Source organism: Mesorhizobium sp. USDA 4413 (genome assembly GCF_056280365.1).
In genome coordinates this window covers 5017663-5037681 of the sequence record NZ_JBVPRP010000001.1, presented here as the reverse complement: position 1 = coordinate 5037681, position 20019 = coordinate 5017663, and the positions used below count along the sequence as shown (strand labels likewise).

Here is a 20019-nt window from a genome sequence, read left to right as displayed (position 1 = left end):
CGATATCGCTTAACTATCGAAGGCAGCCCTCAACGTCTCGAATGGAGCCAGCGCGCCGCGAACCTGCACAACCGCGGCGGCGACTTTGTGCGCGCGGCGCGCCGCGTCGCCGGGCGCATGGCCGGCAAGCCGCGCTGCGAGATAGCCGCCATTGAAGGAATCGCCGGCGCCGGTGGTGTCGACAGGGGCGGCCACATGAAGCGCGTCGACGATCTGCGAAGCGCCGTTCAGCGCAATCAAGGCCGGCTGCTCGCCATTCTTGACCACGACCTCGCCGGTCAGCTTGCCAAGGCGCTCCGCCGTTGTCTGCGGCGTCGCGTCGCCGAACAGCATCTGCTCGTCCGGAAAAGTCGGCAGCGCGATGTCGGTTACGGCAAGCGCTTCCAGGATCGCGGCCTCTGCGGTCTCGCGGGTCGGCCACAGGCGCGGCCGATAGTTCGGGTCGAAGGCGACGACCGAGCCGGCCTTGCGTGCCGCAACTATGGCCGTCAGCAAAGTTTTCCGCGCGGCCTCGTCCAGAATTGCCAAGGTGATTCCGGAAAAATAGACAAGTGCCTGGTTTTCAAGGCTCTTCGCCAAGGCTCTCGGGTCGGAGGCGAGCTGGCGCGCGGCAGCGTCGCTTCGCCAATAGGTAAAGGCGCGCTCGGCCCCAGTGAGCGTTATGGCGTAAAGGCCGGGGCGCGCGCCGGCAATGACCGGACTGTTGCCGACGCCGATGCCGTTCTGGCCGAAAAAGGCGATCTGGTCGCGCGAGAAGGGATCGTCGCCGAAGGCCGTCACATAGGTCGCGGGCCGATCCGGGCTCAAGGCGTGCAATGCCCAGAGCGTGTTGAAGGTGTCGCCGGCAAAGCCCATGCGCCAGTCCGAACCGCTCCGGCCCGACAGTTCCAGCATGCATTCGCCGATCGACGCGATACCCTTGGCCATGCGAGCTATTCCTTCCTAAGATGTTGTTGCTGTAGCTTTTTGCGGCCGGCAGCGCCATGCTTGGTTGGCGGCGAATTTTGCGCCAGAAGCGATTTCCCACAGGCAGTGCGGGACGCGACAAGCGGCCCGCGACGTTAGCAGCCGAAGAGGAACGGGTTTGGCATCGATATGGCGTTACATCCTTGCGGGTCTCGGTCTGGCCGCGCTGCTGGTCGGCATCGTGGCCGCCGTCTATCTGACGTTGCCGCAATCGGCGCCTGGTCCGGACCTGTCGCGCTCGAAGAAGACGGCGAACGGCCTGTTCCTCGCGAGCTTCGAGCCGGAGCGCGGCGTGGTCCGACAGGGCGAGCTGCAGTCCTGGCTGCTGACGCTGAAAACTGCCGCCGGCGCGCCGGTGGAGGGGGCCGCCATCACCGTTTCGGGCGGTATGCCTCAGCACGATCACGGCCTGCCGACCAGTCCGCAGGCGACCGATTACCTGGGGGAGGGACGCTACCGCATCGACGGCGTGAAGTTCACCATGAGCGGCTGGTGGCAGCTGCACTTTGGTATCTCGGCGGCGGCCGGATCCGATTCCGTCGTCTTCAACGTCGTGTTGTGAGTGGGCGATGAGGCATATTGTCGGCATTGCAGGTCTGCTGGCCTTGGCCGCTCTCGCCTTGGTGGGCGGCTGCGGCGAGCCGCAATTCAGCGACGCCGAGAAGAAGATCATCGCGTCTTTGGCGCTGAACACGCTGCCGTCCTTGAAACCCGACACCACGAACCGGTATGCGGATGTGCCGGCAGCCGCGGCGCTCGGCTCGACGCTGTTCTTCGATGTCGGCATGAGCCGAGACGGCACGGTGTCCTGCTCCACCTGCCACAAGATCGACCGCCAGTTCCAGGACGACCTGCCGCAGGCGGTTGGCGTCGGCCACACCAACCGGCGCACGATGCCGCTGGCCGGTGTGGCACGCAATCCGTGGTTCTTCTGGGACGGACGGCGCGACAGCCTGTGGGCGCAAGCGCTGACGCCGCTTGAAAACCCGCTGGAGCAGGCCGGCAACCGGGCGGCTTTCGCGCATTACATCAAGAAGCGGTTCGGCGAGCGCTATGAGCGCATCTTCGGACCGCTGCCTGACCTTTCCACCGTGCCGGCCAATGCCGGCCCGCTCGGCACAGATGTCGAGAAGGCGGCGTGGAACGCCATGCCCTCCGGCCAGCAAGAGGACGTCAACCGCGTCTTCGCCAATATCGGCAAGGCGATCGCCGCCTTCGAGCGCTCGATCGAGCCTGAGCAGACGCGCTTCGACCGCTTCGCCATCGATCTGGCGACCGGCGCCAAGCCGGAAGGGGATGCGGCATTCTCGCCGGAGGAAATCCTCGGGCTAAAGCTGTTCATAGGCAAGGCCAATTGCGTGACCTGCCACAATGGCCCGCGCTTCACCGACAACTCCTTCCACAACACTGGCGTACCGCCGATCGACGGCCTGCCGCCGGACCGCGGGCGCGTCGATGGCGTGGCGCAGGTCGAGGCCGATCCGTTCAACTGCTTCGGCAAGTTCCGCGACGGCGACGAAAGCGCCTGCCGCGAGCTGCGCTTCATGGTCAAGGACGATCCGCAGATCGTACGTGCTTACAAAGCGCCGTCGCTCAGGGGTGCCGCAAGCAGGCCGCCCTACATGCATGCCGGGCAGTTCGCGACGCTCGACGAGGTGGTGGCGCATTATTCGAAGGCGCCGATTGCCGTTGAGGGCGTTTCCGAAGTCCACCCGCTCGATCTATCCGACCGCGAGCGCGCGGCGCTAGTGGCGTTCCTGAAGACGCTCTCGGACTAACGATCCTTGACCGTCTCCATCGCCACGAAGGTCGAGGTCTGGGCGACGTGGGGCAGGGATGAGATGCGCTCGCCGAGCACGCGGCGATAGGCGGCAATGTCGGTGGTGCGCACCTTCAGCAGATAGTCGAAGCTGGACGCCATCATGTGGCATTGCTCTATCTCCGGAACGCCCTGCACAGCGCGATTGAAGGCGTCGAGCGCCGCTGAGCGCGTGTCCGACAGTTTTACCTGGACGAAGGCGACATGGCCCTCGCCCATGCGTTCGCGGTCGATGACCGCGCGGTAACCCCTGATGTAGCCATCCTTCTCCAGCCGCTTCACCCGAGCCTGCACCGGCGTCTTTGACAGGCCGACCTTCAAAGCCAGTTCAGACATCGAAAGCCGGCCGTCGCGCCCGAGCGCGGACAGGATGTTGCGGTCGATGCGGTCCAATTGGTCTTCGATCATCGAAATGGCAGTCAAAAAATTGGAAACGATGCCTATATGATAGATCGAATGGCCTATCCTGTCGATTTCTTTGGACCGACTGAAATTCGCAGCTGTGCTAGCTTGCGCCATTCGGTCCGGCAGCCGCCAGACCGTTCGCTCACGCTCGCTTTCATGGACCCGACATGCCGCTCGACGCCATCCGCCAGCAGATCCGCGCCAATTATTTGCCCGACGAAGACGAGGCGGTGAAGCGCCTGTCGGCGGCGGCGGGACTTTCGGCGGAGGAGCGCAAGGCGATCTCGGCGCGCGCGGCCGATCTGGTGCGGGCGGTGCGCGGCTCGACCGACCCCAGGCTGATGGAGGTTTTCCTCTCGGCCTATGGCCTGTCGACGAAGGAAGGCGTGGCGCTGATGTGCCTGGCCGAAGCGTTGCTGCGAGTGCCGGACGCCGAGACGATGGACGATCTCATCGCCGACAAGATTGCGCCGCATGACTGGTCGGCGCATTCGGGCAGCTCGAGCTCGATCTTCGTCAACGCCTCGACCTGGGCCCTGATGCTGACCGGCCGTGTGCTCGACGAAGGCGAGGGCGGCATCGAAGGCACGCTGCGCGCCATGGTGCGCAGGCTGGGCGAGCCGGTGATCCGCAAGGCAGTCGCCGCGGCGATGCGCGAGATGGGCGAGCAGTTCGTGCTCGGCCGCACCATCGCCGAGGCCGTCAAGCGCGGCCGGCCGATGACGCAGAAGGGCTATCTCTATTCCTTCGATATGTTGGGCGAGGCGGCCCGCACCGAAGCCGACGCCCTGCGCTACCACCGCGCCTATGCGGACGCGATCTCGTCGCTGGATGCCGGCTCGAACGGCCCCGACATCCGCCACAATAACGGCATTTCGGTCAAGCTCTCGGCGCTGCATCCGCGCTACGAGGTGGCGCAAAAGGAGACCATGCTGCCGGTGATGGCCGAACGGCTTCTGTCGCTGGCGCTTGCCGCCCGGCATTCGCGCATGGGCCTCAACATCGATGCCGAGGAGGCCGACCGGCTCGATCTCTCGCTCGACGTCATCGAACGCGTGCTGGCCGAGCCGGAACTTGCCGGCTGGGACGGTTTCGGCGTCGTCGTCCAGGCCTATGGCCCGCGCGCGGCCCTCGTCATCGACTGGCTCTATGCGCTCGCCAAGAAATATGACCGCCGGATCATGGTGCGGTTGGTGAAGGGCGCCTATTGGGACACGGAGATCAAGCGGGCGCAGACGCTCGGCCTGTCCGGCTATCCGGTCTTCACCCGCAAGGCCAACACCGACGTTTCGTATCTGGCCTGCGCGAAGAAGCTTTTGTCGATGACCGACCGCATCTATCCGCAGTTCGCCACGCATAACGCGCATACGGTTGCCGCCATCCTGTCGATGGCAAAGGACCGTGACAGCTTCGAGTTCCAGCGCCTGCACGGAATGGGCGAATCCCTACACGAGACGGTGCGCAAGGCCGAAGGCACGCGTTGCCGCATCTACGCGCCGGTCGGCGCGCATTCCGACCTGCTTGCCTATCTGGTACGGCGTCTGCTGGAAAACGGCGCCAACTCGTCATTCGTCCACCAGTTGACCGACGAGGAGGTCGAACCGGAGGAGATCGCGCGCGACCCGCTCACGGTTGTCGAGAAACAGGGGCCTGCCGCCAATCCGGCGATCGCGCCCCCCGCCGCGATCTTCGGCGCTGGGCGCCGCAATTCGAAAGGCTTCGATATCACCGATCCGGTGACGCTCGCGGCCATCGACAAGGCAAGGGCGGAATTTGCCGGAACAGACCGCTGGCACGCCAAGCCGGTCACGCGCGCTGCCGGCTACGGCAGGCAGCGCCAGATCGTCAATCCGGCCAAGCCCGATGAGATCGTCGGCACCGTGCATGAGGCGGCGGCCAAGCGGGTGGCGACCGCCGTGCGCATCGCCGTCGACGCGCAGCCTGCCTGGGCGAAGCGTCCGGTTGCCGAGCGCGCCGCGATCCTGAACCGCGCGGCCGACCTCTACGAGGCCAATGCCGCCGAGTTCTTCGCTTTGGCCACTCGCGAAGCCGGCAAGTCGCTGGCCGACGGCGTCGCCGAGCTGCGCGAGGCGGTCGACTTCCTGCGCTACTACGCGGCCGAGGCCGCGAATGCCGAGGCCGGCACCGAGGCGCGTGGCGCGATCGTCTGCATTTCGCCCTGGAATTTCCCGCTGGCGATCTTCACCGGCCAGATCGCTGCGGCCTTGGTCACCGGCAATTCGGTCATCGCCAAGCCGGCGGAACAGACGCCGCTGATCGCCTTCCGCGCCGTCGAGGTGCTGCGCGAGGCCGGCGTGCCGGAAGATGTCATTCAGCTTCTGCCGGGCGATGGCCCGTCGGTCGGCGCGCCGCTTACCGCCGATCCCCGCATTGCGGGTGTGTGCTTCACGGGCTCGACCGAGGTCGCCAAGCTGATTGAGAAGCAACTGGCCGAGACCGCGGCGCCCGATGCGATGCTGATCGCCGAGACCGGCGGCTTGAATGCGATGATCGTCGATTCCACCGCGCTGCCGGAGCAGGCGGTGCGCGACATCCTCGCTTCAGCCTTCCAGAGCGCCGGCCAGCGCTGCTCGGCGCTGCGCGTGCTCTACGTCCAGAAGGATGTCGAGAAGAAGATGCTGGAAATGCTCAAGGGGGCGATGGAAGCGCTCACCGTCGGCGATCCTTGGGCCATCTCGACCGATGTCGGTCCGGTCATCGACGACGAGGCTCAAAGTGCGATCAGCGACTATTGCAAGAAGAAGGGGCTGGAAGGCCGGCTGATCGCCAAGCTGGAAGCGCCGGTCTCCGGCCGCTTCGTCGCCCCGCATGTCTTCCGCGTCAAGGGGATCGAGGAGATGGAGCGCGAGGTGTTCGGCCCGGTGCTGCATGTCGCAACCTTCGACGCCGACGACATCGACCAGGTGATCGCCGCCATCAACCGCAAGGGCTACGGCCTGACATTCGGCCTGCACACCCGCATCGAGGGCCGCGTCCAGCATTTCGTCGACGGAATCCATGCCGGCAACATCTATGTCAACCGCAACCAGATCGGCGCCGTCGTCGGCTCGCAGCCCTTCGGTGGCGAGGGGCTTTCGGGCACCGGGCCGAAGGCCGGCGGACCGCATTACCTGCGGCGCTTCCGCAAGGGGCCGGAGGCAGGCACCGAGGTCGGCGAGGGCCATAAGGTGACGGCGACCGAGCTTGCCGACAATCTGCCGGATCCGACGCTCGGCGGCTGGTCGACGCGGCCGGACCGCGTCGCGATCCTGAGGAAGCATCTGCGCGGCAAGGGCGCGGCGGCAATTGCTGCGGCGGCAAGCCTCGATTTCGGTCAGGTCGACCTGCCCGGGCCGACCGGCGAAGCCAACACGCTGTCGCTGGCGCCGCGCGGCCGGGTGCTCTGCCTCGGACCGGATGCCGAGACGCTGCTTGCCCAGACGATCCAGGCGCTCGCGGCCGGCAATGCGGTGCTGGCGGTGGCGCCAGGCGCGCTGGCAGCGTTGTCGGCGCTGACCGGCAAGGGCCTGCCGCTGGCAGCGATCGACGGCCGGCCCGACCCCGTGGAGGCGCGCTCGCTCCGGATCGACGTCGTCGCCTTCTCCGGCACGCCGGAGGCGGCGCGAATCGTGCGCAAGGTGATCGCCGAACGCGCCGGGCCGATCGTGCCACTGGTCAGCGAAGTGCTGAACCCCGCGGCTTACGCGCACGAGCGCGCGGTCTGCGTCGACACGACGGCCGCAGGCGGAAACGCCAGCCTGCTGGCCGCGGCCTAATTAGCGCGAGAGGCGCAGTTTGTCGGAGGCGAGTTTCAAGCGCCTTCGACGACCGAAAAGCCTTCGAATTGCGGGTGGCCGAGATAGTGCACCTTCGAGGTGCCGGCGTTGCGATGGGCGGCGCGGAAATTTTCCGACTTCGTCCAGGCGACGAAATCCTCCTGGCTTGCCCAGACCGTATGCGAGGCAAACAGCGTATAGCCCTCGGTCTCGTTGACCGGGCCGCGCAGCAGGTGGAACTCCCTGAACCCTTTCATTTCGGAGAGGCTGGAATCGCGGTTCTTCCAGACATCCTCGAAGGCTTCTTCCGAGCCGTTCTGGACCTTGAAGCGGTTCATGGCGATATACATTGGTTTCCTTTCATGGAGAGCCGGGGATTGATGGTTTGAAGGCGGAGGTTTTCAAAACGGGCCGATCGCGCCGGTGAATTCCAGGCGGTTTCCGACCTTCGCCGGGATGGGAGGGAAGGGTGCCGCCTTGCGCACGAAGCCAAGGACGATCTGGTCGAAAGTGTCCGAGCCCGAGCTTTCAACGACACGCAGCTCGTCGATGGTGCCCTGCCTGCCGATGACGAAGGTGACGACGGTGTTGCTGCGCGCCGCCGCCTGCAGCGAAGGCGGGACGGCCCGATAGACGCGGCCGAGCTTGCGGATCACATTGCTGCGGTAATTGTCTTCCGCCCTAGTGCCCGCTTCGTTCTGTCTCTTGCCTTTGCTGACCGCTGGCTCGGACCGGGTTTGACCGTCCGCAGAGCCGCTCTTTTCAGCCGTTAGCGGGTTGGCGGTCGCCGGCCTGGCGGCGGGGGCCGGCGGCGGTGCCGGCGTCGGTGGATGGCTGACGCTTTCCTGCGGTTGAGCGGGGGTAGGCTCGGGCGGTTTCGTGTCCGGCGCTACGCTGTCGGAGTCGTTCCGAGGCGCGTCGGCGACGAGTATCTCCGGATCGACCGGAGGCTTGCTGGGCTCGGCTCGTGTTTTCGCGGCTTCGACCGGCGGCGTCTTTTCGACCGGCGGCGCCGTTTCGGTTGGCGGCGCCGCTTTCGCCGGTGGCCGAGGAGGCGGCACCAAGGCGACGTTGATCGACTGCTGTTCAGGATTCAGCGCGCTGCCGGCGACATTGGCGCCGGATCGCTCGCTGCCTTGCGCCTGCGTCGGATCCTGCGGATCCGACTTTGCCGACGGCGACACAAGCAAGGCTGCCGCCACCGCGCCGTGAACCAGGCATGAGGCGGCGATCGCAATGGTCCACTTGCCATGTTCGCCACGCGGGCGTGGTCCGGCCAACCCCTCGCCGGGAGCGGCCGCCAAAACGCAGTCGGTGTCGGGAATGTCGCTGGTGTCTTGCATGGCGCGGGCCGGAAGCTGCCGCGACAAGCGGGAAATTGTCAAATCAAGATCGCTTGCCGCGAGCGGCGCCGAACCAATATCAGGCAAGGGCCGGAATACGGCGTCGCGCGCGAGTGCCGGCTCCATCCCCATGGCCGTTTCAGACGCCGAAAGCGACGCTGGTCCTGGTCGCGGTCTTCAACGCGCGTGCATGCAGGCCGCCGGTTCTACGCCGGTGCCGGTGCATTCGGTCGCGCTGTTGATCAGCACGCGGCTGAGCTTGCCGCAGTCGGCGCCGGCGAGGTCGAAGCGCGTGACCTTGGTCTTGCCGGCCGGCAGGTCCTTGAAATCAAGCACGGTGAGGCGATCGACGACGCCGGCCTCGTTGAACAGCGCGATCTCGAAAGCCGCCCTGGACAGGTCGACGCCGAGTGCGTTGCTGACGATGAAGGTCAGCCGGCAGCCTTTTTCCGAAGGCTGCGCGGCGTTGAGCTCAAGGCTGAGGGCCGGAGCCGGCGCGGACTGGGCCCACGCCGGCACCGCTGCAAGCGACATCGCGAATGTCGAGCTCAGCAGACGAAAGGATCCCATCAAGCGTTTCATGTCTCGCTCAGCCTCCAAAGCGCATGGTTGCCGCGAGCTTCAGCGTGACGCCGGGTTCGTAGAGGACGGCGGTCGTGCTTCCGTTGAGCGGGTTGGTGTATTTGACGTCGAACAGATTGTCCGCGCGGAAGTCGAGCTTGAGATTGTCCGTCGCCTGGTAGCTGGCGAAGGCGTTGACCAGCGTGAAATCCTTGGCCACCGGATTGCCCTTGGGCTTGCCGTTATATTGTACCTCGCCGCCGACGGTCAGCTTGTCCTCGAGGAAGCGCAGGCCGAGCTGGGCCGTCACCTGCGAGGAGGGCATGGTGGCGAGGTCTGCGCGCTCGCCTTCATAGGAGATGGTGTGGCCGTTGATGATGGAGGCCGACAACCCGGCATAGCCCCAACCGGCGTCGTAAACGCTTTCCAGCTCGAAGCCGTTGATCTTGGCCTTGGCGAAGTTCTGGTACTGGAAGCAGATCGGAATGCCTGGACCGAACGGGCAGCCACTGGTCGGGTCGAAGGGCGAGAGCGTCACGCCGTCGATATAGTCGTCGACATTGTTATGGAAGTAGGCGGCCTTGAGCCGCAGCGCGTCGCCGCCCTCAATGATGTCGTTCTGCTTGTAATTGACGCCGAACTCGACGGTCTTGCCGGTCTCGGGCTTGAGGTTCGGATTGGGCAGGAAGGGGAAGGTAACGCCGGCCGGATGGTTGCCGCTGATCAGCGTCTCGGTCAGCGAGGGCGAGCGGTAGCCTTCCGCATAGGTGCCGTAGAATTGCAGGCCGGCCAGACCGGCGCTTTCAAAGGGCGAGACGCCGACGGTGATGCGCGGCGAAACCCTGTCGCCGGAGGTCTCGTTCGTGTCGTCCTTCAGGCTGTAATTGTCGTAGCGCAGGCCGCCAATGATCTCCAACCATTCCCAGGTCAGCTTGTCCTGGATGTAGGCGCCGGAGACGTTGCGCTTGCCCGACGGCGTGTAGAAGCTGTCGCCGCCGGCGCTGCCGCCGGTATCGACATCGTCGCCGACCCAGTCGCCGCCATAGGTCAGTTCATGCGCAACGCTCGCCGTCTCGAAGCGCGACGTGTTCCAGATGTCGATGCCGGTGGTGCCGACATCGAAGGTCGACAGCGAGCCGGGCGGCAGCACCACGGGCAGGCCGGTGGTCGGATCGAAGCGGTTTTGCGCGGTAAGCGTCGTCAGGTCGAGATTGGTTCTGTTGTACGACGCGTTGATGTGGAGGTCGAGCCAGCTCTTGGCGTCGTCGGAGATGTTGTAGCGGGCCGTAAAAGTGTTCGATTTCAAATCGACGTCGTTGGCCGGCACGGCGCCGCTGGTCTCCGTCCATCCATCACTGGAACCGACCCAACCTAATTTCAATTCGCTGTTCTCGGTCGGGCGTATGGTGGTCTTGAGTAGGCCGCTCAGCACGTCGAAGCCGGTGCCGGCAACGGTGTCGCCGCCGCCATTCTTGTAGTCGCCATAGTCGCGATAGACGATGTTGCCGAGAACATCCCAGTTGTCGTTGATCTTGTAGGCGCCGGTGGCGCTGGTGGTCCAGCCCTTGCCGTTGCTCTCATAGCGTCCGGTCAGCGAGCCGGCCCATGTCTCCTCCGGCTTGAGGAAATCGGCGGCGTCCTTGGTGTCGAAGAAGACGACGCCGCCGATGGCGCCGGAACCGTAGGTGTTGGCGGTCGGGCCACGGATGACGTCGACCGACTTGATGAGCTCGGGATCGACATAGAAGGTCGATTGCGTGCCGTGGTCGGAGCGCTGGAAGTCCTGCCTTGCGCCGTCGACAATGACCGCGACGCGGCCGAAATCCTGCAGGCCGCGAATGTTGATGCTCGAAGAAACGCGCCGCGCGTCGGCCTGGACGGTGACGCCGGGCACGCCGAGCAGCATTTCGTTCGGCGTGGTCGCCATGCGGCGCTCGAGCTGCTCCTGATCGACATGGCTGGCCGAGGCCAGCGACTGGATCGCCGTCTCGCCGGTGCGGCTGATGACGAGGATCTTGTCGAGCAGGGTTCCTTCGGCCGCGGCCTTCTCGTCAGCCTGCTCTTTCTGATCGGCCTGCTGCTGGTTGGCCGCCGGCTGCGCGGCTTGCTGCGCTTGCGCGGCGGGCGCGCTGAGCGCGATCGCCGCCGCTCCGGCCATCAAGGCGGCGATCGCCTTTGCGATCGATCGGAAGCCCAGACCCGCGCCATCGTCAGCCAGGCCTGTCCGTCCCCAAGTCACCAACCCCATGCCCCAACTCCAGATTTTCAGGCTTGTAGCTGGCTGGCCGGTGGCTCGCTCGCATTTTTGATCACGTCCGGCGTTTAAATGTTGACTCATTTAGTCCGGTAATGCACTGACTAGTAAACATGATTATTCTAGTCAAGAATTGAATCGGCATTTTATGAGGCTGCGGCCAAGGTGGCCGTCAGAGGAAAGGGACCGACCCGATGAACACGCACAATCCCAATGATTTCCGCTATCGCGTCCGCCGTCCGGAAGACACGCAGATGCGTTACGAACGGGTGCCGTTGGCGGTGAGGACGCTCTCCAGCAACACCCTGTTCCAGGGCGAGCACGAGATCGGCATCGAGCATCATGGCGCGCTTTACCGCCTGAAGATCACCCGCCAGGGCAAGCTGATCCTCAACAAGTGACCGCGATCGGCGGGGGACAGACGAATATCAGGCTAGAGGTGAGCGACATGGACCAGCGCGTTAAGCCGTCGCCGGAGGAAGTCCGGCGGGCGCGGGAAGAAAATCCGAAAATGCGGGAGCGCGATCTCTCGGCGCAATTGGGCATCTCGGAAGCGGAACTGGTCGCCGCGCATTGCGGTTTCGGCGCTGTCCGCGTCGAGCCGCGCGTCAACGATCTTTTGACCGGCCTCGAGGCGGTTGGCGAAGTGATGGCGCTGACGCGCAACGAAAGCGCCGTGCACGAGAAGATCGGCGTCTACGACAAGGTCGTGACCGGCAACCATAATGCCATGGTGCTTGGCGAAAACATCGATCTGCGCATCTTCCCGAAAGTCTGGGCGCATGGCTTTGCCGTCGAGAAACGCGACGGCGGCGAGATCCGCCGCAGCCTGCAGTTCTTCGATGCGGCGGGCGAGGCGGTGCACAAGGTGCATCTAAAGCCCGCATCCAACCTCTATGCCTACCAGAAACTGGTGGCCAGTCTCGAATCGTCGAACCAGGAACCGACCGTCGCGATCCTCCCAAGCGCGGCGGGAGGGGAGAGCGAGGCACCGGGTTCGGTCGCCTCGATCGACGATCTGCGTGACCGCTGGAGCCGGCTCACCGACGTGCATCAGTTCTTCGGCATGCTGAAAACGCTGAAGCTCAGCCGCCGCGAGGCGGTGCGCATGGTCGGCCAGGACTATGCGTGGCTGCTCGACAATGACGCGGTGAGCGCCATGTTCCACCACGCGGCGGCAGGCGAAATGCCGATCATGTGCTTCGTGGGCAACCGCGGCTGCATCCAGATCCATTCCGGCCCGATCAAGTCCGTCAAGCCGGTGGGTCCGTGGATCAACGTGCTCGACGAGACTTTCCATCTGCATCTGAGGACCGACCACACCCATGAGGTCTGGGCGGTGCGCAAGCCCACCAAGGACGGCCATGTCACCTCGCTGGAGGCCTATGACGCCAATGGCGGCATGATCATCCAGTTCTTCGGCAAGCGTCATGAAGGTGAGAGCGAGCGCGAGGACTGGCGTTTTCTCGCCGAGAACCTGCCCCGCATTCCCAGCCCGTCCGCTGCATAAGGTAAGACCCAATGCGCTTTATTCCCAGTTTCCGCGCGGCGCTCGCGCCGATGTTCGGTGTCTTGCTGGCTTTCGCGGCGCCGCCCGCCGGCGCCGAGGAAGGGAAAGCCGTCTTTTCGGACGCTTCGCGAATTGTCTCGATTGGCGGCTCGATCACCGAGATCGTCTATGCGCTCGGCGAGGAGGGGCATCTCGTCGCCCGCGATTCGACGAGCTCCTATCCGGAAGAAGCGCAGAAGTTGCCGGATGTCGGTTATATGCGCGCGCTGTCGCCGGAGGGTGTCCTGTCGGTCAATCCGACCGGAATCCTGGCGCTGCATGACAGTGGCCCGAAAGAGGCGGTCGACGTGCTGAAGAAGTCGAGCGTGGCTTTCATCGAGGTGCCGGACCACTATAATCACGAAGGCATCCTCGAAAAGATCCGAATCGTCGGCAAGGCGCTGGGGGTCGAGGCCAAGGCGGAGAAGCTGGCGGCGGAGACGGACGCGAAGCTGACGGCGGCCGAAAAAAAGACGGCCTCGATCAAGGATCGCAAGCGCATGCTGTTCGTGCTGTCGACGCAAGGCGGCAAGATCCTTGCCGCGGGCAGCGACACGGCGGCCGACGGCATCATCAAGCTTGCCGGTGCGGTCAACGCGGTCGAAGGCTTCTCCGGCTACAAGTCGATGACAGACGAGGCGATCGTCAGCGCCAAACCGGATGTCGTCCTGACGATGAAGGGCGGCGGACCGCCGATCTCGGAAGAGGAGCTGTTCGCCAACCCTGCCGTCGCTTCGACGCCGGCGGGCGCGAACCGCAAGATGATCAGCATGTGGGGCGGCTATCTGCTCGGCTTCGGCCCGCGCACCGCCGAAACCATCCACGATCTTGCGGTCGAGCTCTATGGCAGCCAGGTCGCGGACTGAGCGGCGATGGCCGAACAGTCGATAGCAGGCGCGCCGAGCCGGGCGATGGCAGCCGATGGCGACCGCTCGGCGCGCGCAAGATTCGTCATCGCGCTTTTGTGCCTGGCGCTGGTCCTTTCCGTGTTCCTGTCGCTGACTTCGGGCGCTTCCGATGCGTCAGCCGTTCGCGTCATCCGCGACTGGTTCGTGGGCGCGCTGCCGGCCGACGCGGCGCTTGCGGCGCGCGACCAGCTGATCGTCTATGACATTCGCATGCCGCGCGTGCTGCTCGGCGTGCTGATCGGTGCGGCGCTCGCCGTTTGCGGTGCGGTGATGCAGGGCCTGTTCCGCAACCCGCTTGCCGATCCCGGCCTGATCGGCGTCTCGGCCGGCTCCAGCCTCGGCGCGGTGGCGATCATCGTGCTCGGCGCCACATGGCTTGCGCCCCTCACGCTGGCGCTCGGCACGCTCGCGCTGCCGCTCGCGGCATTCTCCGGCGGGCTGGCAGTGACGTTGCTGCTCTACGCCATCGCCACGCGCCAGGGGCGGACGTCGGTCGCCACGTTGCTGCTTGCAGGCATTGCCATCAGCGCGCTTGCCATGGCGCTCACCGGCGTCCTCATCTTCATGGCCGACGACCGGCAACTGCGCGACCTGACATTCTGGCAGCTCGGCTCGCTTGCCGGCGCGACATGGCCGAAGATCGGCACCGTGGGGCCGGTGATCGTGGCGGCGCTGTCGGCGATGCCGTTCCTGTCGCGCGGCCTCAACGCGCTGGCGCTGGGCGAAGCGACCGCCGGTCATCTGGGCATACCTGTGCAGCGGCTGAAATACACGGCTATCGTCGGCGTGTCGGCGGCGGTCGGCGCTTCGGTCGCTGTCAGCGGCGGCATCGGCTTCATCGGCATCGTCGTGCCGCATGTCCTGCGGCTCGCGATCGGACCGGACAACCGCTATTTGCTGCCGGCCTCGGCCCTGCTCGGCGCCTCGCTGCTTCTCATCGCCGATGCGGTCGCTCGCACCATCGTCGCGCCGGCCGAGTTGCCGATCGGCATCGTCACGGCGGTCGCCGGAGCGCCGCTCTTCCTGTGGATCCTGCTGCGCAAGCGCGGCGTCGTCGATTTGTGAGGTCGCGATGATCGAAGCGCACGACATCTCGGTGGCGATCGGCGGCAAGCGCATCGTGTCGCATGTCGATTTCGCGGCGCGGCCGGGTGAGGTTTCGGCCATCGTCGGACCGAACGGGTCCGGCAAGACGACGCTGCTCAAGGCGTTGACCGGCGAGCTTGCCTATACCGGCACCGTCACGCTCAACGGCCGCGACCTGTCGGCGATGACGCCGGTGGAGGCAGCCACGCTGCGCGCGGTGCTGCCCCAGGCGACGGCGCTGTCCTTCCCGTTCACAGTGCGCGAGATCGTGCGGCTCGGCCTGATCGGTGGGCGCTCCGGTGTGCTGCCGGGCGAAGATGCGCGTCTGCCCGAGCGGGCGCTGGCGCGTGTCGACCTCGACGGCTTTGCCGGTCGCTTCTACCAGGAACTTTCCGGCGGTGAGCAGCAGCGCGTGCAGCTTGCCCGCGTGCTCTGCCAGGTGTGGGCGCCGGTACTCGAAGGGCGGCCGCGCTATCTCTTCCTCGACGAGCCGGTCTCCAGCCTTGATGTGAAACACCAGCTCATCATCATGGACATCGCGCGCGATTTCGCCCGGCGCGGCGGCGGCGTGGTGGCGATCCTGCACGACCTCAACTTGACGGCCATGTATGCCGACCGGCTTTTCGTGCTTTCACGTGGCCAACTGGCCGCAGCCGGCGCGCCGGCGGACGTGCTCAAGGACGAGCTGATCGAAAAGGTGTTCGACTGCCGGCTCAAGGTCGGCGCGCTGCCTGCGGGCAGCGTGCCGTTCGTGCTGCCGCAATCGGCCGCCTAGGCCGCCGGAGCGCGCTGTTCCAACAGGTCGATGCCGAGCAGGCTGCGCACATTCGGCCGCGCCGCGATCAGATCGGCGATCGTGTAGCGGGAAAGCACGGCGAAGAAGGCGTTGAGCGCTTCGCGCAGCGCCGAATTCAGGGCGCAGCTGTCAACCAGCGGGCATTCGGCGGCATCATTTTCGAAGCACTCCGCCATGGCGAAGCTCTCTTCGGTGACGCGCACGACATCGAAGAGGCTGATCTGCTCGGCCGGACGGCCAAGCCTGACGCCGCCATTCCTGCCGCGCACGGTCTCGACAAGGCCGGCCTCGACCAGCGGCTGCAGGATCTTGAACAGGAACAGTTCGGATACCGAATAAGCGGCGGCGATCTCGGGGATGCGGCTCAGCCTGTCGGTATTTGCGGCGCAATACATCAGGATGCGCATCGCATAATTGGTCTGGCGCGTGAGCCGCATGGTATCCTCATGGAAATATTAGCTTGAGCCGAATATGGCCCATAGTTTGGAACAATTCCAGACTGGAGCGGTATATAGCTGAACAATCGTGTCAACTTTTTGTGCGTGCCGGTGCGTATGGCGGCCCGGGATGCCTCCCAAGCTTCAAGCAAGCGTTTTGGCGGCGCAGCCACTAGATAGAGGCGGGTGCAAACAGGAAACGGCTTTTCCATGTCACAATCAGCCCCGGCCCTCGCGCCGGTTCGATTCGACGCCGACGCGCAGGCGAAGCTCGCGGCATTGCGGCGGACCAAATTCATCGCCGCCGCGGCGCTTGCGCTGTGCGTCCTGGTCTTCGCGCTCGCCAAATCCTTCGAGGGCAGCTACCCGTGGCTCGGCTTCGTCGCCGCCTTCGCCGAGGCGGCGACCATCGGCGGCATCGCCGACTGGTATGCCGTGGTGGCGCTGTTCAGGCGGCCGCTCGGACTGCCGATCCCGCATACCGCGATCATTCCGGAGAATCAGCACCGCATCGCCGACAATCTCGGCCGCTTCATCGAGGCCAATTTCCTGGCGCCGGAGCCGGTGCGCGCAAAGCTCGCCGAGGTCGACTTCGCCGCTCTGGTCGCCGAGTGGCTGGCCGATGCCGAGCGCGCCGCCGACCTGTCGCGATTCGTCGCCCGGCTGGTGCCGCAGACACTGACCGCGGTGGAGCAATCCGGCCTGCGCGACTTCGTCACCAGCCGCATGCTGGAGCAGATCGACAAAGTGCCGCTGGCTCCGGTTGCGGCGGATCTTTTGTCGGCGCTGACCGACGACCGCCGGCACCAGAAGCTGTTCGACGAGTTCACCAGGGTCGTGGGACGTTTCCTCAACGACGAGCAGGCGCTGTCGACGATGCGGGAAAAGATCCGCGAGGAATTGCCGTCGCTGTTCAACCTGTTTCGGGCCGATGCCTATCTCCTGAAGAAGATCGTCGCTTCCGCAGGTTCGCTGCTCGATGAGGTGCGGGCCGATCCCGATCATCCGATGCGCGCCGAGTTCGACCATTTCGCGCTCGCTTTCATCGAGCGGCTCAGGACCTCGAAGCAATATGCAAGGCGCGCCGAGAAGCTGAAGCGCGATTTCCTCGGTCGTCCGGAGGTCAAAGCGCTGGCCGGCGATGCCTGGACGAGCCTGCGCCTGTTCATCGAGCAGGACGCCAATGCGCAGAATTCGACGATCCGCGAGCATCTCGCCAACATGTTCGTCGAGGTCGGCCGGCATCTGGCCGACGACGTCCAGATCAGGGCCGACATGAACCAGGGCTTTGTCGTGGCGCTGTCCTCGTTCGTGGAAAGCCAGAAGAGCGGCGTGTCGACATTCATCGCCGACCAGGTCAAGCGCTGGGACCTGGCGCAGCTGACGCGGCTCATCGAGACGAATATCGGCAGGGACCTGCAATATATCCGTTTCAACGGCATGATCATCGGCGGGCTCGCCGGCCTGGCGCTTTATACGGCGGAGCGGCTGTTTCTCGTCAATTGACGCTGGCCTAGCGCACACTATTCTCCCTGGAGCGCAGCAACCGGGAGGCAGGGCATGGCAAGACAACCGGAATCGGACTCGTTCCTCGACATGTTCAGCAGGTTCGGCCGCGACCTCAAGCTGCCGAATGTCGACGTCCAGGCGATCTTGGATCACCATCGCAAGAACCTCGAAGCGCTGGAAAAGTCAGCGAGGGCAAGCGCGGCCGGCGCCTCCTCGGTGCTGGCGAGGCAGCATGAGATGGTGCAGAATGCCCTGCATGAGATCACGCGGATGGCGCAGAACTACCAGACGCCCGGCAATCCGCAGGAGCTGATGAGCAAGCAGGCGGAATTTGCCCGCAGATCGTTCGAGACGACGCTGAAGAATGCCAGCGAAGTCGCTGACCTTGTGCGCAAATCCAGCACCGAATCGATTGAGATCCTGCGTGACCGGATCAGGGACGCGATGGCGGAAATCCGCGCCGGCTACGAAAAGAAATAGGCTTACCTGGCGGTTTCGAGCCCATCATCGACCCAATGCAACCGGCGCGGGCGCCTGAGCGTTTTCGGCCTGCCCAAAAAAGCATCAACTCTACCGGCGAAAATCGCGGGGCGGCGAATTGACAGAGGCCGCGGCTTCATGGTCGGGAGACAGGCAAACTGATGGGAAAGCCGGAATGACGGAAACACGGCCGAGAATGCCGCCGACCTTCGAACAGCTGCGCACGATGTCCGGCCAGGAACTCGGCGTGTCCGACTGGACGACCGTCGACCAGCACCGCATCGACCAATTCGCCGAGTGCACCGGCGACCATCAGTGGATCCATGTCGATCCCGAAAGGGCGAAACGGCAGAGCCCGTTCCGCACCACGATCGCGCATGGCTACCTGACCTTGTCGATCATCGGCGCTCTTGCGCTGGAGATGGGCATCGTGCCGGAAAACACGCAGGCCGCCTTCAATTACGGCTTCGACAAGGTGCGCTTCCTGGCGCCGGTCAAGGCCGGCGCGCGCATAAGGCTGCGCACCACGCTGCTTTCCATGGAGGATCTCGGCCCCGGCCAGTATCTGATGAAGGCGGCCAACACGGTCGAGATCGAAGGCGAGCAGAAGCCGGCGCTGACAGCCGAAACGCTGGTGATGATGTACGAGCGCCGCAAGCGGGCAGGGGCTTAAGGTCTGCCGGCCTGCGATGCACCTTTCCGGCGCGATGCCGCCACTGCACTCTCAAGCACCGTGAAAATACGTTCGTCGGCGCACTGAGCCACGTTGAAGCGCATGAAGCGGCCGGCGGTATGCGACAGGCTGAACGCATTGCCGGGCGCCAGCACGACATTGTCCGACAGCGCATGGCGCGCGACATCGGCGGCGTCGATACCGTCGGGCAGGCGGCACCAGAGGAACATGCCGGCAGCCTGATCGATCCAGGGCGTGATGCCCATCGCCTTCAGCCTGCCGGCGGTCTCGGCCATGGTGCGCGACAGGCGAGTGCGCAACTGCTCGACATGCTTGCGGTAGCTGCCGTCCTTCAACAGGGTCAGCACCAGTTCGGCGGACAGCCGCGCGCCGCCGAATGTCGTGGCGATCTTGAGGTCGGTCAGGCCTTCCATCCAGTCGGCTGGTGCCGCGATGAAGCCGCAGCGTACCGAGGCCGACAGCGTCTTCGAGAAGGAGCCGATCTGGACGACGCGCTGCAGCCCGTCAAAGGCCGCGAGCCTCGGGGCAGGGCTGTGTTCGAAGTCGGCGAAGATATCGTCCTCCACGATGGTAAGGTCCGCCTGGTCGGCGAGCTTGAGCAGCCGGTGCGCAGTGACCGGCGACAGGATCGCGCCGGTCGGGTTGTGGATGCCGGAATTGGTGATGTAGAGGCGCGGCCGGTGCTCGGCGAGCGCCTCGGCGAAGCGCTCGATGTCCGGCCCCGAAGGCGTGTAAGGCACGCCGACCACCTTGGCCTGATGGGCGCGCAACAGCGCATGGAAGTTGAAATAGCAGGGATCGTCGACCAGCACCGCATCTCCGGGCTCGATCAGGAAACGGCACAGAAGGTCGATGGCCTGGGTGCCGCAATCGGTCAGCATGATCTGGTCCGGCGAGACCTCGACGCCATGCTCGGCCATGCGCCGCGCCAGCAATTGGCGCAGCGGGGGCAGGCCGAGCGGCGTGCCGTAATCGGCAAGCGCGACATCGTCGGCGCGGGCCGCGGTGCGCAGCGCACGGCGCAAGGCGGCCTGCGGCATCCAGGACGCCGGCAGCCAACCGCAGCCGGGCTTCAGCATCTCCTCGCCCGCTTCCAGCGATTGCCGCGACACCCAGAGCGGGTCGACGGCGCGGTCGAGCCGAGGGCCGATCTCGGCCAGCGACAATGGCGCAAGCTGGCCGGCGGCGTAGAAACCCGAGCCCGGGCGCGAACGGATCGTGCCTTCCGCCGCGAGGCGCTCATAGGCCTCGACCACGGTCGATTTCGAAACCTGCATGGATTTGGCCATGGCCCGTATCGACAGCAGGCGGGCTCCAGGCGTCAGCGTGCGCGCGGCGATGCGCTGGCGGATTGCCGCCATGACGGTTTCGACGAGGGTGGCGCCACCACCGGCATTTGGGCCCGATATGTCCATCTGTACTTCCCTGCGGACCAT

General features: G+C 65.2%; 18 protein-coding genes and 1 pseudogene. 11 read left to right on the top strand and 8 right to left on the bottom strand.

Annotated elements, in window-relative coordinates:
* Positions 1-9: 9 nt before the first annotated feature.
* A complete protein-coding gene (locus ACVMIM_RS24750; RefSeq protein WP_476115095.1) occupies positions 10-927 on the bottom strand; it encodes a sugar kinase in 918 nt (305 codons plus the stop codon).
* A 157-nt stretch (positions 928-1084) separates the two neighbouring features.
* Between ACVMIM_RS24750 and ACVMIM_RS24745 the strand changes: the two genes are divergently transcribed.
* Positions 1085-1528, top strand: a complete 444-nt coding sequence (locus ACVMIM_RS24745) for a FixH family protein (protein WP_278047947.1) — start codon at positions 1085-1087, stop codon at positions 1526-1528.
* A gap of 7 nt (positions 1529-1535) precedes the next feature.
* Positions 1536-2744, top strand: a complete 1209-nt coding sequence (locus ACVMIM_RS24740; protein WP_476115094.1) for a cytochrome-c peroxidase — start codon at positions 1536-1538, stop codon at positions 2742-2744.
* Here the strand turns inward: ACVMIM_RS24740 and ACVMIM_RS24735 are convergent.
* On the bottom strand, positions 2741-3193 hold the full coding sequence (locus ACVMIM_RS24735; protein ID WP_041004043.1) for an Lrp/AsnC family transcriptional regulator: 453 nt from the start codon (positions 3191-3193) through the stop codon (positions 2741-2743). The genes ACVMIM_RS24740 and ACVMIM_RS24735 overlap by 4 nt on opposite strands.
* A gap of 164 nt (positions 3194-3357) precedes the next feature.
* Here ACVMIM_RS24735 and putA point away from each other — a divergent pair, with 164 nt between their 5' ends.
* Positions 3358-6966, top strand: coding sequence for a bifunctional proline dehydrogenase/L-glutamate gamma-semialdehyde dehydrogenase PutA (gene putA / locus ACVMIM_RS24730; RefSeq protein WP_476115092.1), 3609 nt, complete (start codon positions 3358-3360; stop codon positions 6964-6966).
* Positions 6967-7001: 35 nt separating this feature from the next.
* On the opposite strand, the gene hmuQ is transcribed toward putA, so the two are convergent.
* From hmuQ to ACVMIM_RS24710, 4 genes and pseudogenes are all read right to left on the bottom strand, one after another.
* On the bottom strand, positions 7002-7316 hold the full coding sequence (hmuQ, locus tag ACVMIM_RS24725; protein ID WP_125001846.1) for a heme-degrading protein HmuQ: 315 nt from the start codon (positions 7314-7316) through the stop codon (positions 7002-7004).
* Positions 7317-7367: 51 nt separating this feature from the next.
* On the bottom strand, positions 7368-8309 hold the full coding sequence (locus ACVMIM_RS24720) for an energy transducer TonB family protein (RefSeq protein ID WP_476115090.1): 942 nt from the start codon (positions 8307-8309) through the stop codon (positions 7368-7370).
* A gap of 139 nt (positions 8310-8448) precedes the next feature.
* Positions 8449-8891, bottom strand: a pseudogene (locus ACVMIM_RS24715) (hypothetical protein).
* A gap of 7 nt (positions 8892-8898) precedes the next feature.
* Positions 8899-11118, bottom strand: coding sequence for a TonB-dependent hemoglobin/transferrin/lactoferrin family receptor (locus tag ACVMIM_RS24710; protein ID WP_476115089.1), 2220 nt, complete (start codon positions 11116-11118; stop codon positions 8899-8901).
* 200 nt (positions 11119-11318) lie between these two features.
* Between ACVMIM_RS24710 and hemP the strand changes: the two genes are divergently transcribed.
* From hemP to ACVMIM_RS24685, 5 genes are read left to right on the top strand one after another with little or no spacing between them, the layout of a single operon-like run.
* The gene (gene hemP / locus ACVMIM_RS24705) at positions 11319-11525 is read left to right on the top strand and encodes a hemin uptake protein HemP (protein ID WP_040981784.1); all 207 of its coding nucleotides are present in this window, start codon (positions 11319-11321) and stop codon (positions 11523-11525) included.
* A 47-nt stretch (positions 11526-11572) separates the two neighbouring features.
* Positions 11573-12634, top strand: a complete 1062-nt coding sequence (locus ACVMIM_RS24700; RefSeq protein ID WP_476115087.1) for a hemin-degrading factor — start codon at positions 11573-11575, stop codon at positions 12632-12634.
* Between the two features lie 11 nt (positions 12635-12645).
* Positions 12646-13539: a heme/hemin ABC transporter substrate-binding protein gene (locus ACVMIM_RS24695; RefSeq protein WP_476115086.1), complete on the top strand. Its 894-nt coding sequence runs from the start codon at positions 12646-12648 to the stop codon at positions 13537-13539.
* 6 nt (positions 13540-13545) lie between these two features.
* Entirely contained in the window at positions 13546-14646 is a 1101-nt protein-coding gene (locus tag ACVMIM_RS24690; RefSeq protein WP_476115084.1) for a FecCD family ABC transporter permease, read from the top strand.
* A 7-nt stretch (positions 14647-14653) separates the two neighbouring features.
* Positions 14654-15442, top strand: coding sequence for a heme ABC transporter ATP-binding protein (locus tag ACVMIM_RS24685; RefSeq protein WP_476115083.1), 789 nt, complete (start codon positions 14654-14656; stop codon positions 15440-15442).
* On the opposite strand, the gene rirA is transcribed toward ACVMIM_RS24685, so the two are convergent.
* Positions 15439-15900 carry an iron-responsive transcriptional regulator RirA gene (rirA, locus tag ACVMIM_RS24680; RefSeq protein WP_041004061.1) on the bottom strand — a complete coding sequence of 154 codons (462 nt, stop codon included), beginning with the start codon at positions 15898-15900 and terminating at the stop codon, positions 15439-15441. The two genes, ACVMIM_RS24685 and rirA, sit on opposite strands and share 4 nt — an antisense overlap.
* A gap of 210 nt (positions 15901-16110) precedes the next feature.
* Between rirA and ACVMIM_RS24675 the strand changes: the two genes are divergently transcribed.
* The 3 genes from ACVMIM_RS24675 to ACVMIM_RS24665 all read left to right on the top strand — a co-directional run bounded on the left by ACVMIM_RS24675 (position 16111) and on the right by ACVMIM_RS24665 (position 18562).
* Positions 16111-17406, top strand: coding sequence for a DUF445 domain-containing protein (locus ACVMIM_RS24675; RefSeq protein WP_476115081.1), 1296 nt, complete (start codon positions 16111-16113; stop codon positions 17404-17406).
* A gap of 54 nt (positions 17407-17460) precedes the next feature.
* Entirely contained in the window at positions 17461-17889 is a 429-nt protein-coding gene (locus tag ACVMIM_RS24670; protein WP_278047935.1) for a phasin family protein, read from the top strand.
* Positions 17890-18064: 175 nt separating this feature from the next.
* Positions 18065-18562, top strand: a complete 498-nt coding sequence (locus ACVMIM_RS24665; protein WP_041004068.1) for a MaoC family dehydratase — start codon at positions 18065-18067, stop codon at positions 18560-18562.
* On the opposite strand, the gene ACVMIM_RS24660 is transcribed toward ACVMIM_RS24665, so the two are convergent.
* Positions 18559-19998 carry an aminotransferase-like domain-containing protein gene (locus ACVMIM_RS24660; protein ID WP_476115080.1) on the bottom strand — a complete coding sequence of 480 codons (1440 nt, stop codon included), beginning with the start codon at positions 19996-19998 and terminating at the stop codon, positions 18559-18561. The genes ACVMIM_RS24665 and ACVMIM_RS24660 overlap by 4 nt on opposite strands.
* Positions 19999-20019: the final 21 nt, after the last annotated feature.